Source organism: Kitasatospora sp. DSM 101779, from assembly GCF_025655475.1.
GTDB lineage: Bacteria > Actinomycetota > Actinomycetes > Streptomycetales > Streptomycetaceae > Kitasatospora.
In genome coordinates, this window is sequence record NZ_JAHTIK010000001.1 from 6031266 (window position 1) to 6044813 (window position 13548).

Genomic DNA, 13548 nt, shown 5'->3' on the forward strand with positions numbered 1-13548 from the left:
AGGGGGAGCAGGTGTCCGGTGAGGGCAAGGCGGGAACGGCCGCCCCACCGGAGCGCGGCTCCGCCCGCCTCCAGCTGATCTCGGCGACCACCACCACCTTCAAGGCCGCCACCCCGGTCACCCGGCTCCGCGCCCTGCGCGCCCGGGTGCGCTGGATGCTGGAACGCCCGCTCACCCCGTACTACCTGATCCTCGGCTCCACCATGCTGCTGGTGGTGCTCGGCCTGGTCATGGTGTTCTCCTCCTCCCAGATCCTGGTCATGGAGCACCGCCTGCCGATCACCTTCTTCTTCCGCAAGCAGCTGGTCGCCACCATGCTCGGCGCCGTCATGCTGGTGCTGCTCGCCCGCACCCCGGTCAAGGCGCTGCGGCTGCTCGCCTACCCGCTGCTGCTCGCCGTGATCGCCGGCATGCTCCTGGTGGCGATCCCCGGCATCGGCGTGATGGTGAACGGCAACCGGAACTGGCTGAGCTTCGGCTTCTTCCAGGTCCAGCCCTCCGAGTTCGCCAAACTCGCCCTGGTGCTCTGGGGCGCCGACCTGCTCGCCCGCAAGCACCGCACCCACACCCTCGACCAGTGGAAGCACCTGCTCGTCCCGCTGGTGCCCGGCACCGTGCTCCTGATGATGCTGATCATGCTCGGCGGCGACATGGGCACCACCATGGTCCTGGTGGCGATGCTCTTCGGGCTGCTGTGGATGGTCGGAGCACCGCTGCGGCTGTTCGCCGCCACCCTCGGCATCGCCGTCGTCGCCTGCACCGCGCTGATCATCACCGTGCCGCACCGGCTCGACCGGCTGGCCTGCATCGGCGTCACCAAACCCGACCCGAACATCAACTGCTTCCAGGCCCTGCACGGCCTCTACGCCTTCGCCGCCGGCGGCCCCTTCGGCTCCGGACTCGGCGCCGGCGTCGAGAAGTGGGGCCAGCTGCCGGAGGCCCACACCGACTTCATCTTCGCCGCCACCGGCGAGGAACTCGGTCTGGTGGGGACGCTGTCGGTGCTCGGTCTCTTCGCGGCACTAGGCTACGCGGGTATCCGTGTGGCCATCGGCACGAAGGACCCCTTCGTCAGGTATGCCGCGGGAGCCGCCACCACGTGGATCATGGCGCAGGCCATGGTCAACTTGGGGTCGGCACTGGGACTCCTGCCCATCGCGGGCGTCCCCCTCCCGCTGTTCTCCTACGGCGGGTCCGCCATGCTGTCGGCCCTGTGCGCCGTCGGCGTGCTGGTCAGCTTCGCGCGCAGCACTCCGGGGGCGAAGGCGGCCCTGGCCGCCCGGAACCCCACCCGGGCCGGGACACTCCTGGCCAGGGTGGTGCCACGACGACGAACCACAGCGCGCAAGCCGGCCGCACGTCCGGCGCGCAGGGAGCGGTGAATTTCGGTGCATGTCGTACTCGCCGGCGGCGGGACCGCCGGTCACATCGAACCGGCCTTGGCGCTCGCGGACGCGCTCCGCAGGCACGACCCCTCCGTCGGGATCACCGCCCTCGGCACCGAGCGCGGCCTGGAGACCCGGCTGGTGCCCGAACGCGGCTACGAGCTGGCGCTGATCCCCGCCGTTCCGCTGCCCCGCAAGCCCACCCCCGAGCTGATCACCGTCCCGGGCCGGCTGCGCGGAACCGTGCGCGCCGCCCAGGACGTCATCGAGCGGGTCAACGCGGACGTGGTGGTCGGCTTCGGCGGCTACGTCGCCATGCCCGCCTACTTCGCCGCCAAGCGCGCCGGCGTGCCGATCGTCGTCCACGAGGCCAACGCCCGTCCGGGCCTGGCCAACAAGATCGGCGCCCGCTACACCGACTTCGTCGCCGTCTCCACCCCGGACTCCAAGCTCCGCGACTCCCGGTACATCGGCATCCCGCTGCGCCGCACCATCGCGACCCTGGACCGCAACGCCGTCCGCCCGGAGGCCCGGCACTACTTCGGCCTCGACCAGCGGCTGCCCACCCTGCTGGTCTCCGGCGGTTCGCAGGGCGCCCGCCGGCTGAACGAGACCGTCCAGGCGATCGCCCCGCGGCTGCAGCAGTACGGGGTGCAGATCCTGCACGCGGTCGGCCCGAAGAACGAGCTGCCGCAGGTCGACGACATCCCCGGCATGCCGCCCTACCGGCCGGTGCCGTACGTGGACCGGATGGACCTGGCCTACGCCGCGGCCGACATGATGCTCTGCCGGGCCGGTGCGATGACCGTCGCGGAGCTCGCCGCGGTCGGCCTGCCGGCCGCCTTCGTCCCGCTGCCGATCGGCAACGGCGAGCAGCGGCTGAACGCCCAGCCGATGGTGAAGGCCGGCGGCGGCCTGCTGGTCGACGACGCCGAACTGACCCCGGAGTGGGTGCTGCAGAACGTGCTGCCGGTGCTCACCGACCCGGCGCGGCTGTGGGACATGAGCCGCTCGGCCGCCGAGTTCGGCCGCCGGGACGCGGACGAGCTGCTGGTGCGGATGGTCTACGAGGCGATCGAGGCCTCCCGGGGCGGCCGTCGTCGTGGCTGACCCCGCCGACCCGGCGCCCGCGCCGGCCACCAGGCTGCGGCTCTCCCGGCGGGGGATCGCGGTGCTGTGCGTGCTCGGTGCGCTGGTGGCCGGCCTGCTCGGCTGGACGGTGTTCCTCTCCTCGGCCCTGGACGTGCGCTCCGTCGCCGTCCAGGGCCTGGACAGCGGGGGGCTCGGCCGGGACGAGGTGGCGGCGTCGCTCGGCGGGCTGCGGCACGGACCGCTCGCCCGGGTCGACCTCGACGAGGCGCGCAAGCGGGTGGAGGCGCTGCCCCGGGTGGCGAAGGCCGAGGTGTGGCGCGGCTGGCCGCACACCCTGCGGGTCAAGGTGACGGAGCGTCGGGCGGTCGCCTCCGTCCGCACCGACGACGGGAAGTTCGCGCAGGTGGATGCGGGGGGCTTCACCTTCGCCACCGAGGCGTCCGCCCCGGCCGGGGTGCCGGTGGTGGACCTGCAGCTCAGTCAGCAGGCGAACGATGCGCTGGACCTGTTCGACCGGCCGGCCCTGGTGCGGGCGGCGATCACCGTGGCGGCCGGGCTGCCCGCCGAACTGGCCGGCAAGGCCGGCGCGGTCCAGGTGCACAGCTACGACGACATCCGGCTGCAGCTCGCAGGCGGGGCGACGGTGCGCTGGGGGAGCCCGGAGCGGACCGGCCGCAAGGCCCGGGTGCTGGCCGCACTGCTCGGTCGGAAAGCCGCCAATTACGACGTGAGTGCACCGGATGCCCCGGCCGTGTCGGGATGATCCGGTAAGTTCTTCCCCAAGGGGCGGTATTGACGGCGCCGAGGCTCCGGTCCGACCCTTGGTGGTCACCCCGGTTTCGCCGGGGAGTCGATGATCACATAGGCTCAAAAGAAAAACGGGAAGCTCGGCGTGTTCGTTGAACACCGACCGGATGCGACCTACTGTCCTGTGTCACCGGGCTGTGTCCAACGGTGAAGTGACACAGCTGCAGCTACAACCCTAAACCTCAAGTTTAGGGTTCGGGTCGGCGGTCGGCATTTCGGACATACCAGCACCGAAAGCGCGCGCTTCCCACCCATCGACATCCGTCGGCCTTCGCGACAAGGGGAGCCGACCCGGAAATTCGAGGCGAGAGGCCTTCGACGTGGCAGCACCCCAGAACTACCTCGCAGTCATCAAGGTCGTCGGAATCGGCGGCGGTGGTGTCAACGCCATCAACCGGATGATCGAGGTCGGGCTCAAGGGCGTCGAGTTCATCGCGATCAACACCGATGCGCAGGCCCTCCTCATGAGCGACGCCGACGTGAAGCTCGACGTGGGCCGTGAACTCACCCGGGGCCTCGGCGCCGGCGCCAACCCCGAGGTCGGCCGCAAGGCCGCCGAGGACCACCGCGAGGAGATCGAGGAGGTCCTCAAGGGGGCCGACATGGTCTTCGTCACCGCCGGCGAGGGCGGCGGCACCGGCACCGGCGGCGCGCCCGTCGTGGCCAACATCGCCCGCTCCCTCGGCGCGCTCACCATCGGCGTGGTCACCCGCCCCTTCACCTTCGAGGGCCGCCGCCGCGCCAACCAGGCCGAGGACGGCATCGCCGCCCTGCGCGAGCAGGTCGACACCCTGATCGTCATCCCCAACGACCGCCTGCTGTCCATCTCGGACCGCCAGGTGAGCGTGCTCGACGCCTTCCGCTCCGCCGACCAGGTGCTGCTCTCCGGTGTCCAGGGCATCACCGACCTGATCACCACCCCCGGCCTGATCAACCTCGACTTCGCCGACGTCAAGTCCGTGATGTCGGACGCCGGCTCCGCCCTGATGGGCATCGGCTCCGCCCGCGGCGAGGACCGCGCCAAGGCGGCCGCCGTGATGGCGATCTCCTCTCCGCTGCTGGAGGCCTCCATCGACGGCGCCCGCGGCGTGCTGCTCTCCATCTCCGGCGGCTCCGACCTCGGCCTGTTCGAGATCAACGAGGCCGCCCAGCTGGTCAGCGAGGCCGCCCACCCCGAGGCCAACATCATCTTCGGTGCCGTCATCGACGACGCCCTCGGCGACGAGGTCCGCGTCACCGTCATCGCGGCCGGCTTCGACGGCGGCCAGCCGCCGGCGATCGTCCGCGAGCCGGTGGTCAAGGCCTCCTCCTCCACCCCGCCCGCGAGCGCCCCGGAGCGCCCGGCCACCCGGCCCTCCTACGGGATCGGCTCGGTGACCTCGCGTTCGGACGACTCCGACCGCCCCACCGACGTGCCGGCCCGGATCGCCCCGGCCGTCCCGCCGGTGCCGCCGCAGGTGCAGCCCGCCCGCCAGCCGTACGTGGAGAGCCCCGCCGAGGAGCTCGACGTGCCCGACTTCCTGAAGTAGACGTCTCGCACGTGATTCCTCACATCAGTCGACACGGTGCTCACTTCGCCTCCACCACTCGGTGGGGCGGGGTGAGCACCTCGCCGTACGGGGAGCTCAACCTCGGCGGCGCGGTCGGGGACGACCCGGCCGCCGTCCGGCGCAACCGGGAGATCGCCGCCCGGGAGCTCGGCCTCGACCCGGCCGATGTGGTCTGGATGAACCAGGTGCACGGCGCGGACGTCGCCGTGGTGACGCAGCGCCAGCCCGCCGGGCAGGCCCCCACCGTCGACGCCGTGGTCACCGACCGCCCGCTCGCCCTCGCCGTGCTCACCGCCGACTGCACGCCCGTGCTGCTCGCCGACCGGGCCGCGGGCGTCGTCGGCGCCGCCCACGCGGGCCGGCCCGGGCTCGCCGCGGGCGTCGTCCCGGCCGCGGTGCGGGCCATGGCGGAGCTCGGCGCCGACCCGGCCCGGATCACCGCCGTGCTCGGCCCCGCCGTCTGCGGGCGCTGCTACGAGGTGCCCGCCGGACTGCGCGACGAGGTCGCCGCGATCGTCCCCGCCGCACGCGCCGAGACCTCCTGGGGCACGCCCGCGCTGGACGTCGCCGCGGGCGTCGTCGCCCAGCTCGCCGAGGCGGGCGTCACCGACGTGGTGCGCTCCGACGTCTGCACCCTCGAGTCGGACGACCACTACTCCTACCGCCGCGAGCAGCGGACCGGTCGGCTCGCGAGCTACGTCTGGTTGGGCCCCGAACACTCATGACGAACGACATCTACGGACCGTTCCCCGGCGGCGCCGAATTCTCCGCCGCCCTCGACGAGCGGCAGCGCGAGCGGTTCGAGCAGCTCGGCGCCAACCTCGACGTCGTCGAGAAGCGGATCGCGGACGCCTGCTCGGCGGCCGGCCGGGCCCGCGACGAGGTCACCCTGATCGTGGTCACCAAGACCTACCCGGCCGAGGACACCGCCCTGCTCGCCGGACTCGGCGTCAGCGACGTGGCCGAGAACCGCGACCAGGACGCCGCCCCCAAGGCGGAGCAGTGCGTGAACCTGCCGCTGACCTGGCACTTCGTCGGCCAGCTGCAGACCAACAAGGTCCGTTCCGTGGTCCGGTACGCCGACCTGGTGCACTCCGTGGACCGCCCGCGGCTGGTCGGGTCGCTCTCCGCGGCGGTGCTCAATTCGGGGCGCGCGCCCCTCGGTTGCCTGGTGCAGGTGGCGCTCGACAAGGAGGCCGGGGAGGGCGCGCACCGCGCCGGGGTGGCGCCGTCCGAGGTGGAGGCGCTGGCCGACCTGATCGCCGGCACACCGGGCCTGAGGCTCGACGGCCTGATGACGGTCGCTCCGCTGGCCGGCCCGCTGGCCGACGACCCGGCCGCCGCCTTCGCCAGACTGGCGGAAATCTCAAGCGCCGTACGGGCGAGCCATCCGACTGCCACGATGGTGTCCGCGGGCATGAGCGGGGACCTGGAGCAGGCCGTGGCAGCCGGAGCGACACATGTACGCGTCGGTACGGCGGTACTCGGTGTGCGGTCACCGCTCGGGTAACGTCACCGGGTAGTAGATCAGACTGCAGGACAAAACAGGACAGAACCTAGCAGCAGTTCCAGCGCGCTAGCGAAAACTTCGTGGATCGCATCTCCGCAGAATCCTCACGGCCTGACGGGCCGTCGGTCCGGCGAGCCCGGACCGCTGCGGGGACCGCAGGCCGAGGCCGGAGTCGGAGCCGATCCACCACAGAGCGGAGGAGACAGGAGCATGGCCGGCGCAATGCGCAAGATGGCGGTCTACCTCGGCCTCGTGGAGGACGAGACGTACGACGGCCAGGGGTACGACCCCGACGACGACTACGACGCGGACCCCGAGCCGATCCGCACCGGCCGCACCGAGGACCTGCGCCCGGCCGCCGCCGAGCGCCCGGCGCCCGCGCCGGTCGCGCACATCGCGCCGCAGCCCGTCCCGGCCGCCGTCCCGATCCGGCAGGAGGCGCCGCGGATGGCGCCCGTGTCGTCCATCACACCCGACCGCCGCCAGAACCTGGAGAAGAGCGCCCCGGTGATCATGCCCAAGGTAGTGAACGAACGAGAGCCCTACCGCATCACCACGCTGCACCCGAGGACCTACAACGAGGCCCGTACCATCGGGGAACAGTTCCGCGACGGCACACCTGTGATCATGAATTTGACCGAGATGGACGACACGGACGCCAAGCGACTCGTAGACTTCGCGGCTGGACTCGTCTTCGGTCTGCACGGCAGTATCGAGCGCGTGACACAGAAGGTGTTCCTCCTGTCTCCTGCTAACGTCGATGTCACGGCGGAGGACAAGGCTCGGATCGCCGAGGGTGGGTTCTTCAACCAGAGCTGACCCGGCCACGACTTTACGTGTGGACCGATCGACAGTGCGTCACCGACGGGCTGATGACCAGGAGAGGGAGACGAGATGGGGATCGTCGGGGCGGTGCTTTATTACGCGCTGACAGTCTTCCTGCTCATCCTGCTCTTCCGCCTCGTGATGGACTGGGTCTTCCAGTTCGCGCGCTCGTGGCGGCCGGGAAGGGCCATGGTCCTGGTCCTGGAGGCCACGTACACTGTCACGGATCCGCCGCTCAAGCTTCTTCGGCGCTTCATCCCGCCGTTGCGTCTCGGGGGCGTGGCGCTCGACCTGTCCTTCTTCGTACTGATGATCATTGTGTATGTCCTGATCTCGCTCGTGCGGTCCCTGTCGTTGTGAGCGATGCGACAGGATTCCGGAGTGCCGACGATCACGTTGAGGTGAAGAGATGCCATTGACCCCCGAGGACGTTCGGAACAAGCAGTTCACGACCGTCCGGCTGCGCGAAGGCTATGACGAGGACGAGGTCGATGCCTTCCTCGACGAGGTCGAAGCCGAGCTGACCCGCCTGCTGCGCGAGAACGAGGACCTGCGCGCCAAGCTGGCAGCCGCCACGCGTGCCGCCGCGCAGAACCAGGCCAACATGCGCAAGGAGCCGGTGCAGGACGCCCGTCCCGCCGGTGCCCCCGTGCCCGCCGCCATATCCGGTCCCCCGGTGCCCGGCCAGCAGCAGGGCCCCGGTCCGCAGCAGATGGGCGGCCCGCAGCAGCAGATGGGCAACCAGCCCCTCGGCCTGCCCTCCGGCGCTCCCGCCCTCCCGCCCGGCCCCGGCGCCGGTCAGATGGGCCAGCCGCAGCCGATGGGGCAGCCGCCGATGGGCCAGCCCCAGCCGATGGGCCAGCCGCAGCCGATGGGCCAGACCATGGGCGGCCAGCAGCAGCTGGTCCAGCCGATGGGCGGTCAGATGCTGCAGCCGATGGGCGGCCCCATGGGCCAGCCGATGGGCCAGACCATGGGCGGCCAGCAGCAGCTCGCGCCGATGGGCGGCCCCATGGGCCAGCCGATGGGCGGCCCGCTCGGCGGCCCGATGGGCCAGCCGCAGCAGCAGCCCGGCGGCGACAGCGCCGCCCGCGTGCTCGCCCTCGCCCAGCAGACCGCCGACCAGGCGATCTCCGAGGCGCGCTCCGAGGCCAACAAGATCGTCGGCGAGGCCCGCAGCCGCGCCGAGGGCCTGGAGCGGGACGCCCGCGCCAAGGCCGACGCCCTGGAGCGGGACGCGCAGGAGAAGCACCGCGTCGCCATGGGCTCCCTGGAGTCCGCCCGCGCCACGCTGGAGCGCAAGGTCGAGGACCTGCGTGCCTTCGAGCGCGAGTACCGGACCCGCCTGAAGTCCTACCTGGAGACCCAGCTGCGCCAGCTGGAGTCGCAGGCGGACGACTCGCTGGCCCCGCCGCGGATCCCGGCCACCGCCTCGCTGCCCCCGGCGGCGTCGTCGATGTCGCCGGCCACCTCCTCGGTGAGCAGCCCGAGCTTCGGCAGCCAGCCCTCCTTCGGCGGCAACCAGCCGTCGTTCGGCGGCAACGGCCAGTCGTTCGGCGGGAACTCCTTCGGCGGCGGCGGCTCCAGCTTCGGCAGCCAGGCCGGCGGCAGCGGTGCCGCACAGATGGCTCCCGCCGGGATGACGCAGCCGATGGCCGCGGTCCGCCCGCAGCCGCCGCAGCCGATGCAGCAGGCACCGGCGCCCATGCGCGGCTTCCTCATCGACGAGGACGGCGACAACTAAGCACCACTCACATCGAGGGCGCCCCCACTGTGACCAAGGTCACGGCGGGGGCGCCCTCGTCTGTCCGGGAGCCCCCTCGGGGGCGCGGGGGACCGCGCAATGGGGATGCGGGCTCCTTTGCGAGCGCGGCCGGCGACAAACAGGGGCGCGGGGAACTGCGCGATTCGGAAGGAAGCCCGCATCCGAATTGCGCAGTTCCCCGCGCCCCTCCTGGTTGACCCGTCGAGTCGGGTGGACCCGTCAGGCCTTGCGGAGCTGGAAGGCGAGGCCGAGGGAGTCGTCGGTGAAGCTCTCGGATTCCCAGTCGGCGGCGCCGGCCGCGAAGTCCACGGCGAGGACCTCGTCGGCGACGAGGGGGCCGTGCTCGGCGATGGCCTCGGCGGTCTCCTCGGTGGTGGCGCGCCAGCGCAGGACGATCCGGTCGGCGACGTCCAGGCCGGAGTTCTTCCGGGCCTCCTGGATCTGGCGGATGGCGTCGCGGGCGATGCCGAGCCGCTTCAGCTCCGGGGTGATCGCGAGGTCCAGGGCGACGGTCGCGCCGGACTCGTTGGCGACGGCCCAGCCCTCCCGCGGGGTCTCGGTGATGATCACCTCGTCCGGCGAGAGCTCGATCCGCTCGCCGTTCAGCTCGACCCCGGTGGTGCCGGAGGCGCGCAGTTCGGCGGCGAGGACGGCGGCGTCCGCCGCGGCGACCGCCTTGGCGACGTCCTGGACGCCCTTGCCGAACCGCTTGCCGAGGGCCCGGAAGTTGGCCTTGGCGGTGGTGTCGACGAGCGAGGCGCCGACGCCGGCCAGCGACTCCAGGGTGGAGACGTTGAGCTCCTCGGCGATCTGCGCCCGCAGGTCGGCGGGGAGTTCGTCCCAGCCCTGCGCGGCGATCAGTGCGCGGGAGAGCGGCTGACGGGTCTTCACCCCGGACTCGGCGCGGGTGGCCCGGCCGAGCTCGACGAGGCGCCGTACCAGCGCCATGTTCCGCGAGAGGTCGGTGTCGACGAGGGTCTCGTCGGAGGTCGGCCAGGTCGCGAGGTGGACGGAGGACGGGGCGCCCGGGGTGACCGGGACGACCAGGTCCTGCCAGACCCGCTCGGTGATGAACGGGGTGAGCGGGGCCATCAGCCGGGTGACGGTCTCCAGTGCCTCGTGCAGGGTGGCGAGCGCGGCGGCGTCGCCCTGCCAGAAGCGGCGGCGGCCGCGGCGGACGTACCAGTTGGAGAGGTCGTCGACGAACGCGGACAGCAGCTTGCCGGCCCGCTGGGTGTCGTAGGCCTCCAGGGCGAGGTCGACCTCGCGGACGAGCGTGTTGAGCTCGGAGAGCACCCACTTGTCGAGTTGCGGCCGCATCGCCGGCGCCGGGTCGGCGGCGGAGGGCGCCCAGTCGGCGGTGCGCGCGTACAGGGCCTGGAAGGCGACGGTGTTCCAGTAGGTCAGCAGGGTCTTGCGGACGACCTCCTGGATGGTGCCGTGGCCGACGCGGCGCGCGGACCAGGGCGAGCCGCCCGCGGCCATGAACCAGCGGACGGCGTCGGCACCGTGCTGGTCCATCAGCGGGATCGGCTGGAGGATGTTGCCCAGGTGCTTGGACATCTTCCGGCCGTCCTCGGCGAGGATGTGGCCGAGGCAGACCACGTTCTCGTAGGAGGACTTGTCGAAGACCAGGGTGCCGACGGCCATCAGCGTGTAGAACCAGCCGCGGGTCTGGTCGATCGCCTCGGAGATGAACTGCGCCGGGTAGCGCTTCTCGAAGAGCTCCTTGTTGCGGTACGGGTAGCCGTACTGCGCGAAGGGCATGGAGCCCGAGTCGTACCAGGCGTCGATGACCTCGGGGACGCGCACGGCGGTGCCGGAGCACTGCGGGCAGCGATACGTCACGTCGTCGATGAACGGCCGGTGGGGGTCGAGGCCGCTCTGGTCGGTGCCGGTGAGCTCGGAGAGCTCGGCGAGCGAGCCGACGCAGGTGAGGTGGCCCTCGTCGCAGCGCCAGATCGGCAGCGGGGTGCCCCAGTAGCGGTTGCGGGAGAGCGCCCAGTCGATGTTGTTGTTCAGCCAGTCGCCGAAGCGGCCGTGCTTGACGTTCTCGGGGAACCAGTTGGTGTTCTCGTTCTCCCGGAGCAGGGCGTCCTTGACCGCGGTGGTGCGGATGTACCAGGACGGCTGCGCGTAGTACAGCAGTGCGGTGTGGCAGCGCCAGCAGTGCGGGTAGCTGTGCTCGTACGGCAGGTGGCGGAAGAGCAGGCCGCGGGCCTGCAGGTCGGCGACGAGGGTCTCGTCGGCCTTCTTGAAGAAGACGCCGCCGACCAGCGGTACGTCCGCGGCGAAGGTGCCGTCGGCCTCGACCGGGTTGACCACGGGCAGGCCGTAGCGGCGGCAGACCGCGAGGTCGTCGGCGCCGAACGCGGGGGACTGGTGGACGATGCCGGTGCCGTCCTCGGTGGTGACGTAGTCGGCGTTCACCACGAAGTGCGCGTTCTCGATCTCGACCAGCTGGAACGGCCGGTCGTACGTCCAGCGCTCCATCTCGGCGCCGGTGAAGCTCTGCCCGGTGGTCTCCCAGCCCTCGCCGAGGGCCTTGGCGACCAGCGGCTCGGCGACGACCAGCTTCTCGGTGCCGTCGGTGGCCACCACGTAGGTGACCTCGGGGTGCACGGCGGCGGCGGTGTTGGAGACCAGCGTCCAGGGGGTGGTCGTCCAGACCAGCAGCGCGGCCTCGCCGGCCAGCGGGCCGGAGGTCAGCGGGAAGCGGACGTAGACCGAGGGGTCGACGACGGTCTCGTAGCCCTGGGCCAGCTCGTGGTCGGACAGGCCGGTGCCGCAGCGCGGGCACCAGGGGGCGACCCGGTGGTCCTGGACCAGCAGGTCCTTGTCGAAGATCTGCTTGAGGGACCACCAGACCGACTCGACGTAGGAGGGGTCCATCGTCCGGTAGGCCTCGTCGAGGTCGACCCAGTAGCCCATCCGCTCGGTGAGCTTGACGAACTCGTCGGTGTGCCGGGTGACCGACTCGCGGCACTTGGCGTTGAACTCGGCGATGCCGTACGCCTCGATGTCCTGCTTGCCGGAGAAGCCGAGCTCCTTCTCGACGGCGAGCTCGACCGGCAGGCCGTGGCAGTCCCAGCCGGCCTTGCGGGCGACGTGGTAGCCCTTCATCGTCCGGTAGCGGGGGAAGACGTCCTTGAAGACGCGGGCCTCGATGTGGTGGGCGCCGGGCATACCGTTGGCGGTCGGCGGGCCCTCGTAGAACACCCACTCCGGGCGGCCCTCGGACTGCTCCAGGCTGCGCTGGAAGATCTTGTTGTCCTGCCAGAACGACAGGATGCCGTGCTCGACCGCAGGCAGGTCGACCTGCGCGGGGACGGGGTTGTAGGTGCTCATCGCTGGCGTCTACCTCCGACGGATGCGTGGACTGGCTCCGACGGAGGGACGAGACGGCAGGCCGTCCCGCGGTACCACCCTCCTTGGCCGCGGCCGGATTGGCCCGCGACCCTCTTGTTTGGGTCTGCTGCCGGTTCTACTGGGCCTCCCGAGCTGGTCGGACGGCCGTTCTTCCGGCGGCTCCGGGGTGATCTTCGCGCCGTGCACACCCCCGGGCTCGCACCGTCCCCGGGTCGCTGGTGGCTGCGTACAGCGGTACTCGTCCCATCTGCGCCTTGCCAGGCCAGTGTATCGGCCGTGGCAAACCGGTTGCGGCACCTGTACCGCGCGGGGCGGGCCGCCGTCGGCCGGTGGCGATTAGCCGGTGGCGATCTGGGCACAACAGGGTCAGCACCCGGGCACCGGCGGCGGCAGAGGCTGCCCGAGTGGGATCGGATCTGACGCCGGTATGTCATGTTGTGACCGGATTCGATGAGGTTTATCTTTCCGGCACCAGAAACCGCCGGGAACCGGCGGTTCGCATCATTCGTAAATGAGGTCGAAAGCCATGGCTGAGAGAGCAACTGGCACGCGTACCGCCACCAAGCGGACGCGGGAGGCTGTGGCAGGCGACCCAGGGGAGGGGACCGTGAGCACTGCACGGCGTAAGACCAGCACCACCACCGGCCGGGCGGCGTCCAGCCGCACCCATGTTCCGGCGGGCTCCGGCGCCCGGAGCGGCGGAGCCGAGTCGGTGGACCCGGCCGAGCTGCCCGTCCGCCCCGGCGAGGACGCCTGGACGTCGGCCGAGGTGGCCGAGCTGCACGCCGAGCTCAACACCGACCTGGAGCGCCTGCGCGCCGAGATCGAGGCCTCCGAGGCCGCGATCACCGGCCTGATGCGCGACTCCAACGACGGTGCGGGCGACGACCAGGTCGACGCCGGCACCAAGAACATCAACCGCGAGAGCGAGCTCGCCCTCGCCAACAACGCCCGCGACAGCCTCGCCCAGACCGAGCGGGCGCTCGCCCGCCTGGAGGGCGTCGGCTTCGGCATCTGCGAGTCCTGCGGCCAGCCGATCGGCAAGGCCCGGCTCCAGGCCTTCCCGCGGGCGACGCTCTGCGTCAGCTGCAAGGCCAAGCAGGAGCGCAGGTAGGGCCCGTCCGGGGTGGCGGGGAACGGGCGGTCCGGCCGCCGAGTGCCGTACGCTCGTCCCCGTAACCCCGGCCCAGGTCGGCCCGCCTCGGGCCGGTCCTCTTGTACACGGCAGCGGAGCGGATCATCAGC

Annotated in this window: 11 protein-coding genes; 10 read left to right on the plus strand and 1 reads right to left on the minus strand. The window is 71.6% G+C overall.

Annotated features, from left to right (window positions below; genetic code table 11):
* Positions 1-11: 11 nt before the first annotated feature.
* From ftsW to KSNIM_RS27520, 9 genes are all read left to right on the plus strand, one after another.
* Positions 12-1382, plus strand: coding sequence for a putative lipid II flippase FtsW (gene ftsW / locus KSNIM_RS27480; RefSeq protein ID WP_263105803.1), 1371 nt, complete (start codon positions 12-14; stop codon positions 1380-1382).
* A 6-nt stretch (positions 1383-1388) separates the two neighbouring features.
* On the plus strand, positions 1389-2495 hold the full coding sequence (gene murG / locus KSNIM_RS27485) for an undecaprenyldiphospho-muramoylpentapeptide beta-N-acetylglucosaminyltransferase (protein WP_263105804.1): 1107 nt from the start codon (positions 1389-1391) through the stop codon (positions 2493-2495).
* On the plus strand, positions 2488-3240 hold the full coding sequence (locus KSNIM_RS27490) for a cell division protein FtsQ/DivIB (protein ID WP_263105805.1): 753 nt from the start codon (positions 2488-2490) through the stop codon (positions 3238-3240). The genes murG and KSNIM_RS27490 overlap by 8 nt, the downstream gene beginning before the upstream one ends.
* Positions 3241-3604: 364 nt before the next feature.
* Positions 3605-4813: a cell division protein FtsZ gene (gene ftsZ, locus KSNIM_RS27495; protein WP_263105806.1), complete on the plus strand. Its 1209-nt coding sequence runs from the start codon at positions 3605-3607 to the stop codon at positions 4811-4813.
* Between the two features lie 11 nt (positions 4814-4824).
* Positions 4825-5559 (plus strand): peptidoglycan editing factor PgeF, encoded by a 735-nt coding sequence (gene pgeF / locus KSNIM_RS27500; protein WP_263105807.1) that lies wholly within the window; start codon positions 4825-4827, stop codon positions 5557-5559.
* Positions 5556-6344: a YggS family pyridoxal phosphate-dependent enzyme gene (locus tag KSNIM_RS27505; protein WP_263105808.1), complete on the plus strand. Its 789-nt coding sequence runs from the start codon at positions 5556-5558 to the stop codon at positions 6342-6344. Before pgeF ends, KSNIM_RS27505 begins: the two co-directional genes overlap by 4 nt.
* 210 nt (positions 6345-6554) lie before the next feature.
* Positions 6555-7163, plus strand: a complete 609-nt coding sequence (locus KSNIM_RS27510; RefSeq protein WP_030262811.1) for a cell division protein SepF — start codon at positions 6555-6557, stop codon at positions 7161-7163.
* Positions 7164-7238: 75 nt separating this feature from the next.
* Entirely contained in the window at positions 7239-7529 is a 291-nt protein-coding gene (locus KSNIM_RS27515) for a YggT family protein (RefSeq protein WP_030262809.1), read from the plus strand.
* A gap of 49 nt (positions 7530-7578) precedes the next feature.
* On the plus strand, positions 7579-8913 hold the full coding sequence (locus tag KSNIM_RS27520) for a DivIVA domain-containing protein (RefSeq protein ID WP_263105809.1): 1335 nt from the start codon (positions 7579-7581) through the stop codon (positions 8911-8913).
* 240 nt (positions 8914-9153) lie between these two features.
* On the opposite strand, the gene ileS is transcribed toward KSNIM_RS27520, so the two are convergent.
* Positions 9154-12282 carry an isoleucine--tRNA ligase gene (ileS, locus tag KSNIM_RS27525; RefSeq protein ID WP_263105810.1) on the minus strand — a complete coding sequence of 1043 codons (3129 nt, stop codon included), beginning with the start codon at positions 12280-12282 and terminating at the stop codon, positions 9154-9156.
* A gap of 628 nt (positions 12283-12910) precedes the next feature.
* Between ileS and KSNIM_RS27530 the strand changes: the two genes are divergently transcribed.
* Positions 12911-13417 (plus strand): TraR/DksA family transcriptional regulator, encoded by a 507-nt coding sequence (locus KSNIM_RS27530; RefSeq protein ID WP_263105811.1) that lies wholly within the window; start codon positions 12911-12913, stop codon positions 13415-13417.
* Positions 13418-13548 lie beyond the last annotated feature (131 nt).

What these genes read in the sequence shown, in the direction of transcription:
- KSNIM_RS27505 (WP_263105808.1), top strand. Translation starts at nt 5,556, where the DNA reads ATGACGAACGACATCTACGGACCGTTCCCCGGCGGCGCCGAATTCTCC.
- KSNIM_RS27510 (WP_030262811.1), top strand. Translation starts at nt 6,555, where the DNA reads ATGGCCGGCGCAATGCGCAAGATGGCGGTCTACCTCGGCCTCGTGGAG.
- KSNIM_RS27515 (WP_030262809.1), top strand. Translation starts at nt 7,239, where the DNA reads ATGGGGATCGTCGGGGCGGTGCTTTATTACGCGCTGACAGTCTTCCTG.
- KSNIM_RS27520 (WP_263105809.1), top strand. Translation starts at nt 7,579, where the DNA reads ATGCCATTGACCCCCGAGGACGTTCGGAACAAGCAGTTCACGACCGTC.
- ileS (WP_263105810.1), bottom strand. Translation starts at nt 12,282, where the DNA reads ATGAGCACCTACAACCCCGTCCCCGCGCAGGTCGACCTGCCTGCGGTC.